This is a genomic window from Tessaracoccus lubricantis (genome assembly GCF_039544535.1).
Lineage (GTDB): Bacteria > Actinomycetota > Actinomycetes > Propionibacteriales > Propionibacteriaceae > Arachnia > Arachnia lubricantis.
Genome location: NZ_BAABLV010000012.1, coordinates 37722 through 54647, shown reverse-complemented (window position 1 = coordinate 54647; position 16926 = coordinate 37722). Strand labels below are relative to the sequence as shown.

General features: G+C 70.7%; 15 protein-coding genes. 8 read left to right on the top strand and 7 right to left on the bottom strand.

Annotated elements, in window-relative coordinates; all coding sequences use genetic code 11:
• The first annotated feature begins 224 nt into the window (after positions 1–224).
• The 7 genes from rplS to dprA all read left to right on the top strand — a co-directional run bounded on the left by rplS (position 225) and on the right by dprA (position 5580).
• Positions 225–572, top strand: a complete 348-nt coding sequence (rplS, locus tag ABEA30_RS03655) for a 50S ribosomal protein L19 (RefSeq protein WP_345579135.1) — start codon at positions 225–227, stop codon at positions 570–572.
• A gap of 123 nt (positions 573–695) precedes the next feature.
• The gene (lepB, locus tag ABEA30_RS03650) at positions 696–1508 is read left to right on the top strand and encodes a signal peptidase I (RefSeq protein WP_345579133.1); all 813 of its coding nucleotides are present in this window, start codon (positions 696–698) and stop codon (positions 1506–1508) included.
• On the top strand, positions 1508–2158 hold the full coding sequence (locus ABEA30_RS03645; protein WP_345579132.1) for a ribonuclease HII: 651 nt from the start codon (positions 1508–1510) through the stop codon (positions 2156–2158). The genes lepB and ABEA30_RS03645 overlap by 1 nt, the downstream gene beginning before the upstream one ends.
• A 12-nt stretch (positions 2159–2170) precedes the next feature.
• Complete coding sequence (locus ABEA30_RS03640; protein WP_345579130.1) at positions 2171–2485, top strand: DUF2469 domain-containing protein; 315 nt, start codon at positions 2171–2173, stop codon at positions 2483–2485.
• Between the two features lie 88 nt (positions 2486–2573).
• Positions 2574–2942, top strand: a complete 369-nt coding sequence (locus ABEA30_RS03635) for a YraN family protein (protein ID WP_345579128.1) — start codon at positions 2574–2576, stop codon at positions 2940–2942.
• Complete coding sequence (locus tag ABEA30_RS03630) at positions 2939–4471, top strand: YifB family Mg chelatase-like AAA ATPase (protein WP_345579126.1); 1533 nt, start codon at positions 2939–2941, stop codon at positions 4469–4471. Before ABEA30_RS03635 ends, ABEA30_RS03630 begins: the two co-directional genes overlap by 4 nt.
• On the top strand, positions 4471–5580 hold the full coding sequence (gene dprA / locus ABEA30_RS03625; RefSeq protein ID WP_345579123.1) for a DNA-processing protein DprA: 1110 nt from the start codon (positions 4471–4473) through the stop codon (positions 5578–5580). The genes ABEA30_RS03630 and dprA overlap by 1 nt, the downstream gene beginning before the upstream one ends.
• Positions 5581–5681: 101 nt before the next feature.
• Here the strand turns inward: dprA and ABEA30_RS03620 are convergent, their stop codons facing one another.
• The 6 genes from ABEA30_RS03620 to ABEA30_RS03595 form a co-directional block, all read right to left on the bottom strand.
• Positions 5682–7241: a prenyltransferase/squalene oxidase repeat-containing protein gene (locus ABEA30_RS03620; protein ID WP_345579120.1), complete on the bottom strand. Its 1560-nt coding sequence runs from the start codon at positions 7239–7241 to the stop codon at positions 5682–5684.
• 146 nt (positions 7242–7387) lie between these two features.
• Positions 7388–8224, bottom strand: coding sequence for an ECF transporter S component (locus tag ABEA30_RS03615; RefSeq protein WP_345579117.1), 837 nt, complete (start codon positions 8222–8224; stop codon positions 7388–7390).
• Positions 8211–9788, bottom strand: a complete 1578-nt coding sequence (locus ABEA30_RS03610; RefSeq protein ID WP_345579114.1) for an ABC transporter ATP-binding protein — start codon at positions 9786–9788, stop codon at positions 8211–8213. Before ABEA30_RS03610 ends, ABEA30_RS03615 begins: the two co-directional genes overlap by 14 nt.
• Complete coding sequence (locus tag ABEA30_RS03605; protein WP_345579111.1) at positions 9785–10924, bottom strand: energy-coupling factor transporter transmembrane component T; 1140 nt, start codon at positions 10922–10924, stop codon at positions 9785–9787. The genes ABEA30_RS03610 and ABEA30_RS03605 overlap by 4 nt, the downstream gene beginning before the upstream one ends.
• Entirely contained in the window at positions 10921–11976 is a 1056-nt protein-coding gene (locus ABEA30_RS03600; RefSeq protein ID WP_345579108.1) for a hypothetical protein, read from the bottom strand. The genes ABEA30_RS03605 and ABEA30_RS03600 overlap by 4 nt, the downstream gene beginning before the upstream one ends.
• Positions 11976–12629 carry a hypothetical protein gene (locus tag ABEA30_RS03595; RefSeq protein ID WP_345579105.1) on the bottom strand — a complete coding sequence of 218 codons (654 nt, stop codon included), beginning with the start codon at positions 12627–12629 and terminating at the stop codon, positions 11976–11978. The genes ABEA30_RS03600 and ABEA30_RS03595 overlap by 1 nt, the downstream gene beginning before the upstream one ends.
• 214 nt (positions 12630–12843) lie before the next feature.
• Here ABEA30_RS03595 and ABEA30_RS03590 point away from each other — a divergent pair, with 214 nt between their 5' ends.
• Positions 12844–13500 carry an HAD family hydrolase gene (locus tag ABEA30_RS03590; protein WP_345579102.1) on the top strand — a complete coding sequence of 219 codons (657 nt, stop codon included), beginning with the start codon at positions 12844–12846 and terminating at the stop codon, positions 13498–13500.
• A 4-nt stretch (positions 13501–13504) separates the two neighbouring features.
• On the opposite strand, the gene ABEA30_RS03585 is transcribed toward ABEA30_RS03590, so the two are convergent.
• Positions 13505–16885, bottom strand: a complete 3381-nt coding sequence (locus ABEA30_RS03585; protein WP_345579100.1) for a hypothetical protein — start codon at positions 16883–16885, stop codon at positions 13505–13507.
• Positions 16886–16926 lie beyond the last annotated feature (41 nt).

Here is a 16926-nt window from a genome sequence, read left to right as displayed (position 1 = left end):
AGCCAAGGGACTTCTTCCCGGCTGGGCGGACTCGCTTTTGGTGGGCGATTTCGGGGGCAGCGGAATTACGGGGCACCGCCCCCGATGTGGCACAATGAGTAGCCGTTGCCCACACCCGGGCAACCCCAACGCCGCCAGCTCCTGCCACGGGGGGATCGTCTGGTCGGTGCCGGGCCAGAAGAACACCGCGGTGACCTGTGGCACTGACGGAAAGGTTGAAAATCATGACCAACCCGCTGATCCAGGAGATCAACAAGGCTTCGCTGCGCGACGACGTCCCGGCCTTCCGCGCCGGTGACTCCGTCAAGGTGCACGTGCGAGTCGTCGAAGGTACCCGCTCCCGCATCCAGGTGTTCGCCGGCGTCGTCATCGCCCGCAACGCCGGCGGCGTGCAGGAGGCCTTCACGGTCCGCAAGGTGAGCTTCGGCGTCGGCGTGGAGCGTACGTTCCCGCTGCACTCTCCCATCATCGAGAAGATCGAGGTCGAGCGCCGCGGTGACGTCCGTCGCGCCAAGCTCTACTACCTGCGCAACCTGCGCGGCAAGGCTGCCAAGATCCGCGAGAAGCGATGACCGCCTGCTCCTGAGAGCCACGTCGAACCGCCGGGCCCGTGCCCGGCGGTTCTGCGTTCTGGGCCGTCTGGCACGGCGGTATGCTCAGGGGAGCGTTCCCGCCCGACCCCGGAGGATTGATACGTGGCACCCACCACTGAGCCGACAGACCCACTCTCCATGGGGGCACCGCAGGCACCGGAGGACGACGACGAGCGCGTCCAGCCGCGCAGCTTCGGGCGCCGCGTCCTCAGCTGGCTCAGTGAGGGTGCGCTCATCATCGTGGGCGCCGTCGTCATCGCCACGCTGCTGCGCACCTTCGTCGGGCAGATGTTCGTGATCCCCTCCGGTTCCATGGAGAACACGCTGCAGGTCGACGACCGGGTGCTGGTGGCGAAGTTCGGGGGCTTCCAGCGGGGCGACGTGGTCGTCTTCGAGGACCCGGGCAATTGGCTGCCGCCCAGCCCGCCCAGCGACAATCCGGTGAAGAACGCGCTGGAGTTCATCGGCGTGTTGCCGAACTCCGGCACCGAGCACCTCATCAAGCGCGTCATCGGCATGCCGGGAGACCACGTCCGCACCACCGAGGACGGCTTCCTCGAGGTCAACGGCCAGAAACTCGACGAGACGGCCTACCTGTATGCCTCCAACGGCGTGCAGGTGGCCCCGTTCACGGTCCCGTTCGACATCATCGTGCCGAAGGACCACATCTTCGTGATGGGCGATCACCGCAACGCCTCCAACGACTCGCGTTGCCGCCTGGCTGACGTGTCGCAGACCCCGGGGGAGCGCGCGTTCGTGCCGGTGAGCAGGGTCGTCGGGTCGTCGGTGGCCATCGTGGCACCGCTGCAGCGGCTGTCCACCTTCCACGTGCCAGACACGTTCGAGACGGTCCCGGATCCGGCGCAGCCGGCGCCCGAGAAGCCGGACCTCATCCGGGTGGAGCCGGGCTGCTGATGATCCGGCCGGGCAGGGGCGCCTACGGGTACGAGAGGGCGTTGGTACGGGCGGGGCTGGGCCCCGTCGCCGGCGCGGACGAGGCCGGACGTGGCGCGTCGGCCGGGCCGCTCGTCGCCGCCGCCGTCATCCTCAATCCCGACAAGCCGATCAAGGGGCTCGACGACTCCAAGGCCCTCACCGCCAACGCGCGCGAGCGCCTGTACGACGAGATCCTCAAGCGCGCCGTCGCGGTCGCCTGGTCCCTGGTGGGGCCAGCCGAGTGCGACGAACTGGGCATGCACCAGGCGGACCTCCACGGGTTGCGGCGCGCGGTGGGGCGGCTGGACGTGCGGGCCGGGTTCGTGCTGACCGACGGGTTCCCCGTCGACGGCCTGGGCGCGCCGGGGCTGGCCATGTGGAAGGGCGACAAGGTGGCCGCCTGCGTCTCCGCGGCGTCGATCGTGGCCAAGGTCACCCGAGACCGCATCATGACCGAGTACGACGTGACGTACCCCCACTACGGATTTGCCATCCACAAGGGCTACAACACGAAGCTGCACCAGAGCGCCCTCCGCGAGCACGGGCCCTCACCCATCCACCGCTGGTGCTTCGAGAACGTGCGGCTGAGCGCCAGCCCGGCGCATGTCGCGCTGGCCGAATCAGGCTAGAGTTGAACAACCATGAGTACCGAGGATCTTGAACAGTACGAGAGCAGGCTGGAGCTTGACCTCTACCGCGAGTACAAGGACGTCGTGTCGATCTTCACGTATGCGGTGGAGACCGAGCGTCGCTTCTACCTGTGCAACGCGGTGGATCTGAAGGTGCGCACCGAGGGCGGCGACGTGTACTACGAGGTGTCCATGGGCGACGCGTGGGTCTGGGACATGTACCGGCCCGCCCGGTTCGTGAAGTCGGCGAAGGTCTTGACGTTCCGCGACGTGTCGATCGAGGAGATCGCCCACTCGGACCTCCAGGTGCCGGAGAACGAGGACTGAACCGTCCCGGAGCCGCCGTCCCGGTTCCTGTGGATAACGGTGGATCGCCACCTCCGCTGACCATCAATGGGTCCCGAGGTGATGACCCATGAACCACAAGCAGACATTCGGGCGTCTGGGAGAACAACGAGCAACTGACCACCTGTTGGAGCTGGGGTGGCAGATCCTTGAGCGCAACTGGCGCTGCAAGGAGGGCGAGGCCGACATCATTGCGATCGATCCGGACGCGCAGGCCCTCGTCGTCGTCGAGGTCAAGACCCGCGGCGGGGTCGGCTTCGGCTCGCCGCTGGAGACCATCACGTACGCGAAGGCCAGGCGGCTCAGGCAGTTGGCGGCCATCTACGCCCGCCAGTCCAAGCTGGGCCTGCCCCGGCTCAGGGTGGACGCCATCGGCATCCTCTGGCCCAGGGGCGGCGGGTCCCAGCTGGTGCACGCGCGCGGGATCGAGGAGCGGTGAGCCTGTCGTCGTGGTCCGTGGCGCTGCAGGGCATCGACGGGCATCCGGTCGAGGTGGAGGCGGCCGAGGGCGGCGGGCTGCCCAGGACCCAGATCGTCGGGCTGCCAGACAAGGCGCTCAACGAGGCCAAGGAGCGGGTGAAGGCCGCCGTCCGGGCCTGCGAGTACAAGTGGCCGGAACAGCTGGTGACGATCAACCTGTCGCCGGCCGGCCTGCCGAAGGCCGGCACCCACTACGACCTGGCCATCGCGGTGGCGGCCCTGGCCACGCAGGGCTACATCAGCCACACCGGTGTCGGCCGCACGGTGCTGATCGGCGAGCTGGCCCTCGACGGCCGGGTGCGGCGGGTCCGGGGGATCCTGCCCGCCATGCTCGCGGCGGTCAAGGCCGGCTTCGAGCGGGCGATCGTACCCTACGGCCAGCAGGAGGAGGCGGCCCTGGTGCCGGGGATCACCGTCGAGGGGGCGGGCCGGCTAGACGAGGTGGTGCGGCTGGTCAACGGGCTCACGGTGGCCAACCCGACGGAGGCCGCGCCGCCGTCGGATCCCGTGCCCGAGCGCTCCTCGGCCTTCATCCCCGACCTGGCGGACGTGGCCGGCCACGAGGACGGCAAGTTCGCCCTCGAGGTCGCCGCCGCCGGCAGGCACCACCTGTTCCTCTCGGGGGCGCCCGGCGTGGGCAAGACCATGCTCGCCTCCCGCCTGCCGTCGATCCTCCCGGAGCTGGACCCGGACGAATCCGTCGAGGTCTCGGCCCTGCACTCCCTTGCCGGGCACGAACTCAGCGGCCTGATCACCCGGCCTCCGTTCGCGGATCCGCACCACTCCACCACTCAGGTGGCGCTGGTGGGCGGTGGGTCCGGGGAACTGAAGCCGGGTGCCATCTCGCTGGCCCACCGCGGGGTGCTGTTCCTCGACGAGTGCCCCGACTTCGGCACCAAGCTCGACGCGTTGCGCACGCCGCTGGAGAACGGGTGGATCAACGTGAGCCGGGCGCGGATGTCGACGCGCTTCCCGGCCCGCTTCCAGCTGGTGCTGGCGGCGAACCCGTGTCCCTGTGGCAAGTACGGGGTGGCCGGGATGGACTGCACGTGCGACTCGGTGAAGGTCCGGCGGTACCAGGAGCGGCTGAGCGGGCCCATTCTGGACCGGATCGACATCAAGCACCACATGGCCGCGGTCAACAGGGTGCTGCTGGCCGAGGACGTGGCGGCCCCCGAGCCCAGTGCGGTGGTGCTCGACCGGGTGCTCGAGGCGCGTGCCCGGCAGCGGTACCGGCTGCGCGGTACCCCGTGGACCACCAACGGCGAGGTTGCGGGGCCCTACCTGCGCAAGCGGCTGCCGCTGCCGGACGACCTCGGGCTGCTCAACGCCGCATTGCAGCGCGGTGCCATCAGCGCCCGCGGGGTGGACAAGGTGCTGAAGCTGGCCTGGACCCTGACGGACCTGGGCGGCGCGGACCGCATCTCCGACAGGGAACTGCGGGTGGCGCTCCAGATGCGGCAGGGCGACCAGGACAGGGCCGCCTGATGGTGACGGAGCGGCAGGCGAGGATGGCGCTGTGTGCGCTGACCCCGTTGGGTCAGCCGAACGTGGTCAAGGCGCTGGGTGAGTTCGGGGCGGTCGAGCTGTGGCGGGGCTTCCTGGCCCAGCCCGAGACCAGCTGGGGCCGGCGGGCCGTCGCGGTCGACGTGGCGCAACTGGAGCGCGCCACCCAGGGTTGCGGTTCGCGGTTCCTCATGCCGGGTGATGAGGAATGGCCCGCCAGTCTGGCGGGCCTGTCCGGCGTCGAGGTGACGGCCCAGACGGGCGAGCCCATCGGCCTGTGGGTCAAGGGGCGTCCGCTGACGGAGTTGGGCGGTGGGGTCGCCATCGTCGGGTCCAGGGCGTGTACCACCTACGGCGAACATGCCGCGGTCACCTTCGCCGCCGACCTGGGGATGCAGGACCGGCCCGTCATCAGCGGGCTCGCCTACGGCGTGGACGCTGCCGCCCACCTGGGCGTGCTGGGCGTCCGCGGCACCACCGTCGCGGTGGTGGCCAGCGGCGTCGACGAGCCGTATCCCGTGGCGAACGCCCGGCTGGCGCAGCGCATCGTGGAGGCAGGGGCCCTGGTGTCCGAGCTGCCTCCGGGCTACCGGCCCACGCGGTACGCGTTCCTGGCCCGCAACCGGATCATCGCGGCGCTCGCCGACGCAGTGGTGGTGGTGGAGGCCGCAGCCAGATCGGGCGCGAAGAACACCGCGTCGTGGGCCAACGCGCTGGGGCGGCACGTGCTGGCAATCCCCGGCCCCATCACGTCATCCCTGTCCGCCACGCCGCACAAGCTGATCCGCGACGGCGAGGCCATCCTGGCCACGTCCGCAGACGACGTGCTGGCCGTGCTGTCACCGCTGGGCACCGTCGGGGAGCCCAGCGGGAGGGGCAAGGACCGTCCCATCGACCAATTGCCGCTGCCCCTCATGGAGATCAGGGAGGCCGTCGGCGCGAGGGAACAGCTGAGCGCCGCCCAACTGTCGGCGCGCACGGGGCAATCGATGATGGACGCGCTTGCGCACGCCGCCGAGCTGGTGGAATCCGGGTGGTTGGAGGAGGCCAGCGGCCTCTTCTCGCTGCCCGGCCGGCAGCGGGAGGGCTGAGCTTGGTCCCAGCGCATGGTCGGGGTGCGGGATTCCTCGGCATGGACGCCGAGGAATCCCGCACAGGGGTGGGGCGTGGTGTCAGGGATGCCCCAAGTGCGTCAGCGCTTCTCGGGGCCGCCGAACATCACGATGTTGTTGAACACCCAGGCGTTTGACTGGCTGAACGCGTACCCCCCGGCGGGCTTCGCCGTGGCCGAGTACACCGTCGTCAGGGTGTAGGAGCGGCAGGCGCCGCGGCCGGTCTGCGCGGTGTGGCACTCGGTGCGCCACTGGCGCTCGCCCGACGTGAAACCGTCCATGTCGTGCGCGGCCAGCGGGTTGCCCTGCCACGCCGCCTCCGTCATGTACGGCAGGTACGTGAGGTTGTTGAACACCCAGCCGTTCTCGCGGACGAACCGGCCGTCCTCGACCTTGACCACTGTGGCCCAGATGTCGGTGCGGCAGCGCTCGGTGCGTGAGTAGGGCTCGCAGCTGGTGTTCCAGTTGCGTCCGTTGACGGTGTGCTTGCCTGCCAGGGTGTAGGGCGCGGTGCGCACGAACTTGGCGACCGGCGCGGGAGACGGCTGCTGCGAAGGCGTCGGCTCGGGGCTGGGGGTGGGGGTGGGCACTTCCTCGACGCCGAGCCGGTAGAAGTCGACGGGGGCGAGGGCGTAGACGGCCTGCGCGGTGGAGCGCACCCACTGGCCCTTGGCCACCGCGGAGATGTTGCCCTCCGCCGCGCGGTCGAACGCCACCTTGTCGTAGGCGATGGCGCCGCCGTTGGGCTCGCCCGTGAGCTGGAGCGTCTTGACCCACGCCGCGGTGCGCGCGACGACGGCGGGTTCGAGACCCGACAGCGCCGCGGCCACGAGGCCCGAGGTGTTGGTGTTCGGGGCGGGGGTGAACGGAATGGCGCCGGTGAAGGAGCCGTCCTCGAGCTGCTGGGCCTTCAGCCAGGCCACCGCCTTGTCAAGGGGCGGCTTCGCCGCGGCGATGCCCTCGGCCTGCGCGGCGCGCAGCGCCATCACGATCATCGCCGTGCCGTCGGGGTCGGAGGCCTTGCCTGCTGCATCGCAGTGCTTGGCCGGGTCGGCGTCGAAGAACATGGGCCAGGCCCCCGTGGCGCACTGCTGCCCGGCGAGGAAGGTCACGGTGTCGGCAGGGAGCGTCCCGGTGCGGGCCAAGCCGATCATGACGTAGGCCTGGCCGAACGCGTTGGTGCCGGCGGCGTGGCCGGGCTGCACCCCACCGGCGAACGAGTCGCGGGCGAGCTGCTGGGGGTTGATGCCGGCGAAGCCGGTGGTGGACCTCCCGGCGGCGTCGAGCGCCACCAGGGCCTTGCCGATCATCCCGTGGACATTGCTGGTGCCGAGTTCGGCGTCGCCGACGACCCGCTCGGCGAACGTCGGCGCCGAGGCGTTCTCGACCGCGGAGAGCCAGCGGTCGATCGTGGCCGTGGGCAGGCCCGCGGCGAGGCCACCGAGGGTGGCGTCGAGGGTGAGGCCGACGTCGGGGTAGTCCTCGTAGGACGACAGGGAACCGTCGGGGTTGGACTGCGCCGCAGCCCAGGTCATGGCAGCGGTCGCGTCGGCGGCATCGTCTGCGTGGGCGGGGGAGCCGAGGCCCAGGGTGAGGGCGGCGAGGAGGGGGAGCGCCAACAGGCGCGTGCGGCTACGCACAGGTGGATCCTTTCGCGTCAGACCCGCACACGGTGTGCAGGATGATCCAGTTGCGTCGAGCTTCGGTCCGACTTCCCCGGAGGGTCACGGTTGCGCGTCAGTCCCGGATTTGCACCGGCGTTCTCCGCTCGACAGGCCCGACCCTATCATCCGGGGTGGACCCTCGCCATTCCGGAGGCGCGCCGCAGCACGGTCAGCACCGGCCGGCCCACGACCAGCAGCGCCAGGGTCGTCGTGATGGCGCGCCCGGTGTCCCAGCCCGCCGTCGACGTGAGCAGGGTGAACCAGCCGAACCGGGCGAGGTTGTCCAGGACGGGGGCGCCGGGGACGTAGTCGAGGCTGCTTCCGGTGCCGTCGACGTTGATGTCGGTGATGAATGGCCAGAACCACATGTTCATCAGCGCGCCGTACAGGTAGGCCGACACGATGCCCAGCGCGATGAGCATCGCGATCTCCCAGCGCCCCTTCACCCGCTTCGGCAGGAGGCCGGCGGTGAGCCCCACCCATGCGGCGCACAACATCTGGAACGGCAGCCACGGCCCGACCCCCGCGGTCAGGAGCGCGGAGGCGAACAACGAGGTGAAGCCCAGCAGGTACCCGAACCCCGGTCCGAAGGCCCTGCCCGCGAGGATCAGCAGGAAGAACACGGACTCCACGCCTGCGGTGCCCGCCCCGAGCGCGGGGCGGATGGCCGCGTTGATCGCCGACAGGACGCCGAGCACCGCCAGCGAACGTGCGTCGAGGCCGCCCTCCATGAGCTGGGCGATCACGAGCAGCAGGATGACCGGCAGGATGGCGGCGAACACGAACGGCGCGTCGTCGGCGTGCTCGGGGGCCACGCCGACGGCCGGGATCAGCAGCGGCCAGCCGATGGCGAACAGGCCGAGCACCGTCGAGATTGCCATCACCAGCCAACTGCGCCAGCCGATCGCCACCCCGACCACCGGCGCGGGGATGTCCACCATGGCGTCAGCGGGCCGCATCGATGAACTCCTCGACAGTCAGGACGGGGGTGGGGTTGGCGACCTTGGCCACCTGGGTCGCCAGCAGCGCTGAGCTGGACAGGATCTCGCGCACCGGCCCGTCGGAGACGAGCTCACCCTCCGCCATCACGATGACGCGTTCGCACGTCTGCGCCACCATCTCCACGTCGTGCGTGGCGATGAGGACCGACCTGCCCTCTGCCGCCATGCCGGCCACGATCTCGGAGAGCGCCTGCTTCGCCGCGTAGTCGAGGCCGCGGGTGGGTTCGTCCAGCAGCACGACGGGTGGGTTGCCGGCCAGTTCCACGGCGAGCACGACGGCGAGCTTCTGGCCCTCCGACAGGTCGCGCGGGTGCGCCTCCGGCTCGATGCCCGGCACCAGTCGGCGCAGCAGCGCCAACGTGCTCCCCTCGGGCAGCCCAGACGCGCGGTCGCTCTGCGCGCACTCGGCTGCCACGGAGGTGAGGTACAGCAGGTCCGACGGTGTCTGCGGCACCAGCGCGACGCCCGCCTCGGCGGGGTTTCCGGCGTCGTGCACCGTGACGGTGCCGCCGTCGCGCCGCCCCGCGCCGTGCATGGCCCACATCAGGCTGGACTTGCCGCAGCCGTTGCGGCCCATCAGGGCGACGACCTCGCCCCTGTGCAGCGTCAGGTCCACGCCCCCGACGGCGACCTTCGCCCCGTAGCGCACGATCACGTCGCGCGCGCTCAGCGAAGGTTCCGACGGCGGCTCGGGCGCCCGGAGCGCCGGGGTGGCACCGGCCCAGGCCCGGCGCTGGGGTGCCGCCAGCCGTCGTCCCTCGCGGATGGTCAGGGGCAGCGGCTGCCAGCCCATGCGCAGGCCGAGCTCCACCAGCGGCGGCTTGATGGGCGACGACGCGAGGAGGCTGCGGGTGTCGCCGTGCAGCACGTCGTCGCCGACGAGCAGCACGGAGTCGGCGAACTCGATCACCCGTTCCATCCGGTGCTCCGCGATGACGACGGTGGTCCCCAAGTCGCGCACCAGTCGGCTGACCAGCGCGAGCACCTCTTCCGCTGCGATGGGGTCGAGTGCCGACGTCGGCTCGTCCAGCACCAGGACCTTCGGCGAGCTGGCCAGGACGCTGCCGATGGCGACGCGCTGCTGCTGCCCGCCGGACAGCGTGCGCAGGTCTCGGGCGCGCAGTTCCGCGATGCCCAGGAGGTCCAGCGTCTCCTCGACCCGTCGTCGCATCTCCGCGGGGGCGAAGCCGAGCTGCTCCATGGAGTAGGCCAGTTCCTCCTCCACGGTGTCGGTGACGAACCCGGCGAGGGGGTCCTGGCCCACGTAGCCGATGGTGGTGGCCAGCTCGCGCGGCTGCAGCAGGGTGGTGTCCACGCCGTCGATGAACACGCGCCCGGTGCGCACGCCGCCGGTGAAGCGGGGCACGAGGTTGTTGATGCAGCCCAGGAGGGTGGACTTGCCGCTGCCGGTGGGCCCCACCACGAGGCAGAGTTCGCCCTCCTCGATCTCGAAGCTGACCGACGTGAGGCGCAGCGTGTCGCTGCTGGCGTAGCGGAAGGTGATGTCCTCGAAGCGGATCATGCCTCGGCCCTCCTCTGGGCTGGCGCACTGGGCGCCGGTGTGACGAACGCGGGCAACGCGGCGATGACCAGCACCGCCAGCAGCGGGCCCGTCAGCTCCGGCCAACGGAACGGGTAGACCGCGGGGAACAGCGCCGTGGCGTCGCCGGTGGTGGCGATCCACTGTACGAGTGCCGCGGCCGCGATGCCGGTGCCCACGGTGATGGTCTCCGCCAACCGCCACCGGATGGGGCGGTACTGGGTGCGGCGCACGGTGCGGCCCGAGACGCGCAGGGCGGCGACCGCGGCGGCCACGCCGGCGATCAGCAGGAGCGTGGACAATACGGGGACGCGCCAGATGAAAAGGTCCGGCGCGGCCGCGAGGTGGCGATAGGACCACACGGCCAGCAGGGCCATCGACGCGACGCCGAAGCCCAGGGTGGCGGCGCGGTCGCGGGCCGACGCGCTGCCGGCGCGTCCGTAACCCCGCACGTCCATCGACGCGGCCAGCGCGAGCGAACGTTCCAGGGCGTCGGAGAGCACGGGCACGATGATCGTCTCCACCACGCCCAGTCGCTGCCGGCGGGTGCGGGCATGCGGCGCGCTGCGCAGCTTCCTGGCGCGGCTGACGCGTTGGAGCGAGTCGCCCAGCTGCGGCAACGCCGAGACCGCCACCACCATCACGGTGCCCAACTCGTACAGGGCGCCGGGCAGGCTGGCCAGCAGCTTCTTGGGGTTGGCCAGGGCGTTGGCGGCGCCCACGCAGATGATGATCGTGGCCAGCCGGAGGCCGTCGTAGAGGCCGGTCAGCACTGCCTCGAGCGAGACGGGGCCGAGGAGCCGGATGCCCCGTACCCATACGGGCAGCGGGACCTCTGGGAGGGTGAACAGGATGGTGGGGCCGTCGCCGCCGCCGAAGATGATCCGGAAGCCCACCCTCAGCACCACGATGAACAGGCCGAGGAAGAGGTACAGCTTGAACGCCTTCGCCCACGGGGAGTTCGCGCGCCGGGCCAGCGTCACCAGGCACGCGACCGCGATCATGCCGGCCAGCAGGAGGGGGTTGGTCGTCGACGAGGCGGCCACCGCCAGCGCCAAGGCCCACCCCCACCAGGCGAAGGGGTGCAGTTGGCGGGGCAGGAAGTAGCGCTTGATCACAGGCCGCGGCGTCGCCACCACATGATGGCGCCGCCCAGGCCGAGGGCGCCCACCGCGCCGGCGCCGCCGATGGTGCCGATGGGCACGCCGCCGTCGTCGGCGATGGTTGCGGTCACCGCGGGCGCACCATCCGGCGCGGAGGACTCACCGGGGGCCTGGCCGGGCGTCGGCGTCGGGGACGCGGCCTGCGCGGTCGAGGGGCTGGGGGACGCGCTGGGCGACGGGGATGGGAGGGCGCTCTCGGGGGCCGACGATGGCGTGGGGCTCGACGAAGGGCTGAGGCTGCGCGACGGTTTCGCCGTGGCACGGGTGGCGCGGTCCTTGGCCGACGCGCTCGGAGCAGCAGACGTGGTGCGGGAGGACGGGGCGCTGCTGGCGGCCGGGGCCGCCGTCGTCGTCCGGGGCGTGGTGGGCGCCGAGGCGGAGGGCTTGGCTGCGGCGCTCGTGGACGGCGCGGGCGCGGCGGTACTGGGGGTGGGCGGTGCGGCCGGGGCGCTGGGTGTCGGTTCCGGCGTGACGACGGGGTGCGACGGGGCAACCCCGGGCGCAGGGTTGGAGTTCTCCGTGTTGTTCAGCGAGAAGGACCAGCCCTCGTACCCTCCGATGATGACCTCGCGGTTGCCCGCGCCCAGCTGCGAGAAGGACCAGCGACCGCCGTTGGGAGCGTGCCAGTAGCTCCAGAATGCCGTCTTCGGTGGGGTGTCGACGCAGCGTTCGCGGTAGTCGGGGCTGCCGTCGACCGGGATCGGCTCGTTGAGCCCGGGGCGGCCGTTGATGCGGCACACGAACCCGGGGCCGTCGTGGATCGTGCCCTCGGAGGTCATGCCTGCCAGCCGCAGGAGGCGCAGGCCGCTGGTGCCCTCAGGGACGTCCTCGACGCACTTGATGACGCGTCCGCCGCCCAGCTCCTGGTAGTCCACCACGAGGGTCACCCCCGTGTCGGTCGTGCAGTGCCCGTCGGTGACGGCTGCGGACGCGGACGGGGAACCGACCCATGCCCCGGCGAGGGCCAGGAACACGGCGGCGAGCAGGGCGGCGGGACGCGCGGACATCAGTTGCCGGTCTTGGGCAGGCCGGGGCGGGCCGGGGCCGCGGTGGCGGAGACTGAGACGGTCACCTCGGCCGTCGGGGTGGACGAGACCGACGGCTCAGCGGTCACCACAGGGCTGGGGGACGCGGAGGGCGACGGCGACACGCTCGGCGAGGGGCTGGGGGAGACGCTGGGTTCGGGCTCACCGAGCACCACGCCGTCGACGGGGTTGACAGCGGGGGCCACGGCGTCCACCTCGTAGTCGGCCTGCAGCTTCATGGCCAGCACCTCTCCGGGGAACAGCTCCAGTTCGGCAACGCCGACCTGCGCGAACTCCCATGCCGCGGGGTACGTGCCGTCCTCGTTGGGGGAGAGGAAGTACACCGACCACCACTCCTTGTCGACCGAGAGTCGGCCGTCGATGGTGGTGACCCAGCCGTCGTCCTCGGTGAGGCCGGTGGTGTGCAGCGCCTCCTGGGCGCTGGCGAACTCGGTGGCGCAGGCGCCGGTGACGGTCTCGTCGTACTCGACGTGGATCCAGACGTTGCCGGCCTGGACGCACTCCTCGGCGGGGCTGGGGGCGGCGGCGGCGTGCAGCGCCGGGATGGCCAGGCCGATCGTCATGACGGCGGCGGTGGGGACGGCAAGGCGCGTGAGCGCGGTGCGTCGGAGCATCTGCAGGACCTCTTCTGTACAGGTCCGTCGCTCAGGCGGTTCCGCTGGTCGCGACGGAGGGTGACCGGATCGTCAGGCGGAGGTCCGACTCCCCGGCTCAGCGGGATCACGGTTGCGCGACAGTTCCGGGTTCGCACCGGATTCAGCCGTCTGACGAAGGCCCATGCTACCCCAGCACTAGGCTGGCGGGGCAACCGACCCCGAGGAGAGACCCATGGGCCCCCAAGCCATCGTGTTCGACATGGACGGCACGCTCACCGACACCGAGGAGATCTGGGACGTGGTGCGCCGAGGCCTCGCCGCCGACGCGGGCCTGGCGTGGCCGGACGGGTCGACGCAGGCCATGATGGGCATGTCCACGATGGAGTGGGCGCGCCACCTGGTCGAGGTGGTGGGGCTGCCCTACGAACCGCAGGAGGCGGCCCGCCGCACGATCGAAGGCATGGCGGGGGCCTACCGTCGTGGCATCCACGTGCTCCCGGGCGCAGTCGAGGCCGTGCGCCGGATGGGGGAGCGGTACCCGATCGCCATCGCCAGTTCGTCGCCGCGGCTGCTGATCGACACCGGGATCGAGGTCATGGGGCTGGCCGACGTGGTGACCGTGAGCGTCTCCACGGAGGAGGTGGAGCGCGGCAAGCCCGCCCCCGACGGCTACCTGAGGGCCTGCGAGCTGCTCGGCGTCGACCCTGCGCAGTGCGTCGCCGTGGAGGATGCCACCAACGGCATCAAGTCGGCCCTCGCGGCCGGCATGGCCGTCGTGGCGGTGCCACCGCACTTCCACCCGCCGGCCGCTGAACTGCTGGCCAGGACCACGGTGCTGGAGACCCTCGACGAGCTCACGCACGAGCTCGTCGAGGGCCTCGTGGCCTGAGGCCTCAGAGGCGCCAGGTGACCTGACGGCCCAGGGTGCCACGCAGCGCCTCGGCCGCCTCCGCACCGGAGGCCTTCTTCAGTTTCGCCTGCATGGCGGAGATCTTCTCGCCGATGCAGAGGCGATCGGCCGCGTTGGCGTTGACCTCCTCGGCGATGAACCGCTGCATCGCGCCGGTGGCCATCTCGGCCAGCTTGGCATCGGCGTCGGTCTTCGAACGCAGCCGCTCGTGGTACCAGTCCGAGGCCAGCACGTTGTCGCGCTCGAACATGGCACGGAACGCATCGTCGTGCAGGCCGTGCCCGTCGTTCGAGCGGCCGGTGGCCATGATCTCGAGCAGCGCCCGGATGGGCGGGACCGCCAGCGCGATGGTGCCGTCGTCGAGGTAGGACTGGGCCACCCGCTGGTGCGTCGTGACGATGGTGCGCACCGACTCGGCGTAGGCGTCGATGTCCTGCAGTTCAGGCTTCAGCATCGGCTCGGAGAACACCACGTGCGGGTGCATGAAGATCCGCCCGAAGTACTTCGACTGGAACCGCGCCGTCATGCGGTAGCCCAGGCGGGACGCCTCGAGGGTCTCGCCGTCGTGTTCGAAGTCCTCGACCCGCTCGAGCGCGCCCTCGGCGATGAGGTTCTTCGCGTCACGCTCCTCGGGCGTCATGCGGCAGAACACCTCCGGCACCAGCAGCGAGATGTCGTGGTCGACGCGCACGTTCGGGCCGATGACCCCCGCGCTGGACAGCCATCCGTCGTAGCCGGTCAGCGCGAAGGAGAGGAAGGCGGCGTTGAGGTCGATCACCGAGGGCAGTGCATTGAACGGGCCCTTCGTCATGGCGCCCTCGGAGCCTGCGCCGGTGGTCGACGGCGACTTGCCGGTCATCGACGAGATGAACTCCATGAACAGCTCCGGCAGTTCCATGTAGTGGAGCGGCGCGTAGGAGCACAGCGGCGGCACCCCCTCCTCGGCGGCGTTGTTGCGGCGGCCGGCCGCGACGACGTCGACGGGGAGCTTGAGGGGCGCGTCCATCGGGAGCGAGCGGTGCAGCCGCGAGACCATCTCGGCCGTCGCCGTGGCCCTCGGGTGCGAGATGTCGGGCCGGATCTGCAGGTAGCGCGGGTTCTTCGAGCGGGCACCGTTGATGATCCGCGGGTGCGCGGACGAGACGAAGAAGCCGGCCTTCTGCTCGCCCTTGGCGACGCGGCGGATGAGCTTCTGCATGGGCTTGCTGAACTTCGAGAACTCGATGGCGTTGTCCACCAGGGCCCGGGCGTCGTCGCGCGTGAGGGGTTCGAAGTTGCTGATGAAGGCCCCGCCGGAGATGTCGGCCTCTGCCTGCTTGTCATAGCCGCGATGGATCGCGTCGTCGGGACGCTGGAAGAGGAGCTGCTCGCAGTTGGTGGTGAACTTGCGCGACAGGCCGTCCGCCCGCCCCGCCGCCTCGCCCGGCACGACGATGGAGGCGCTGATGTCGTCCTCGGTCTGCACCTTCGCGGAGGGGTGGAAGTCGTGGCGCAGGCCGAACAGTCGCCACGAGCCGTCCGGCGCGAAGCCCACCCGCAGCATGTTGACGGTGATCTTGTGGCCGTCGAGGCGGAGGGCGTGGCCGGCGCGGCCGTTGATGCGGCCCACCGAGAAGTGCGAGGCCCAGTCGCCGCCCCATTCGGGGCGGTAGAAGCGCTTGACCACGAACACCAGTTCCTTGATGTGGTGCGGGATCGTGGCGAGCCAGGCGTTGTACTCGTCGGTGAACTCGCGGCTGGGGGTCAGCAGCTTGATGACGGAGCCCACGCTGCGGGCGTCGGAGAGCAGCGGCCGGTGGTCGGGGGCCGTGGCGGGGTCGGCGAAGCGCGTCGAGAAGTCGCGCTCCACGATCTCGGCGACGGCGGCCATGTCCTCGACGAAGTCGTTGACGTAGGCGTTGCCGAACACGAACGCGTCGGTGATCGACTTGGAGATCTCCGACTTGCCGCCGCCCGAGACGGTGGCGGGCTTGTGGCAGTTGGTCGCCACGGGCGAGGTGCCCAGCAGCGTCCACTGGTCACCGTCGGCGGCGATGTGGCCGAGCTCGACGAGGTAGCCGTCGGGGCCCACGTACTGCACGTCAGCGCGCAGCGGGATGGTGCGGGTCTCGCCGTCGATGGTCCAGCTCACGGTCGAGTCGCGCAGCGAATAGCTGGCGTGTTCCGGCACGAGCACCACGTGGGGGTGGACGACGTCGAGGGCGTGGCCCTCCGGCTGCACCTGGAAGCGTTCGGGGTCGCGGGCGATCACGTCTGCGATGCGGTACTTCTCCGGGGAGTAGGTGTCGGTGAACGTCTGGCCCAGGTTGTAGCGGGGAAACGCGATGGCGCCGCCGGCGTGCTCCTCCTCCACGAGGCCCAGGAGGTTGGCGGCGTAGCTGATCTGCGCCTTGACCTCCTTCTTGCAGTAACCGAAGTAGTTGTCGGCGATGACCGTGACGATCACGCCGCGTTCGTCGCGCGCGCAGGCCTTGAACGCGGAGCCGCCGTTGTAGAGCTCGTCCTCGTCCTTCCAGCACATGCCGTCGCGGCGCTGGCGCTCGGTCGCGTCGTCCCAGTGGGGCAGGCCCAGGTCCTTCTTCCTCAGCTTGGTGAGGTGGGGCGCGAGGATGACGGCACCGGTGTGGCCGGTCCAGGTCTCCGGGTTGAGGCTGGCGTCGTTCTCCGGGATGTACGGGTCGCCGCCGTTGCCGAAGATGCCCTCCACGAAGTCGAGGTTGGCCATCAGGGTGGCCGGCGCGAAGAACCTCGTCTCCATCGACTTCTGCTGGATGTATCCGGGCACGGCGGGCACCACGATGGGGCGCATCAGCAACGACACCCAGCACTTGGGCTGCTCCGGCTGCGCGGAGGTGTAGGGCAGCACCATCGCGTCGGCCGGCGGGTTGAACGCCTGCTCGAGCAGCTTGCCGAACGTGATGCGCGGCACCGCGATCTTGTCGTCCTGGATCGGGAGCCCGCCCTCGGCGATGTGGAATACGCCCTTGGTGGTGCGGCGGTCGTTGGCCGGGTTGTGGAGGATGCCGTTGACCAGGCGGTAGCTGGTGAGCTGCCCGGAGGCGAAGGTGTCGCCGTCGACGGGGAGGCTCATCTCGCGTGCCAGTCCCGCCTGGTCGAGCACGAGGGTCTGACGCGGGAGCTTGGGCTCGGCGTCAACGTCCTCGAGGTATGCGTCGAGGAAGTTCTGGATCCGGGTGTCGACCGCAGGGAGCCGGTGGGCGAGCCTCCGGTTGGCCTCCCTCTGTCGGGCCAGCACGGGCCGGACCAGGTTCAGGGCCTCCTCGGAGTCCTTGCCCTCGACGAGGGGAAGGCCAAGCAGGCCGAGGCGGAGATTGATTGCAGCGGTGTCCGCGAATGTCGCCATGACCCAACCTTAGGCAGCACCCCTGACCCCATCAGGGTGGG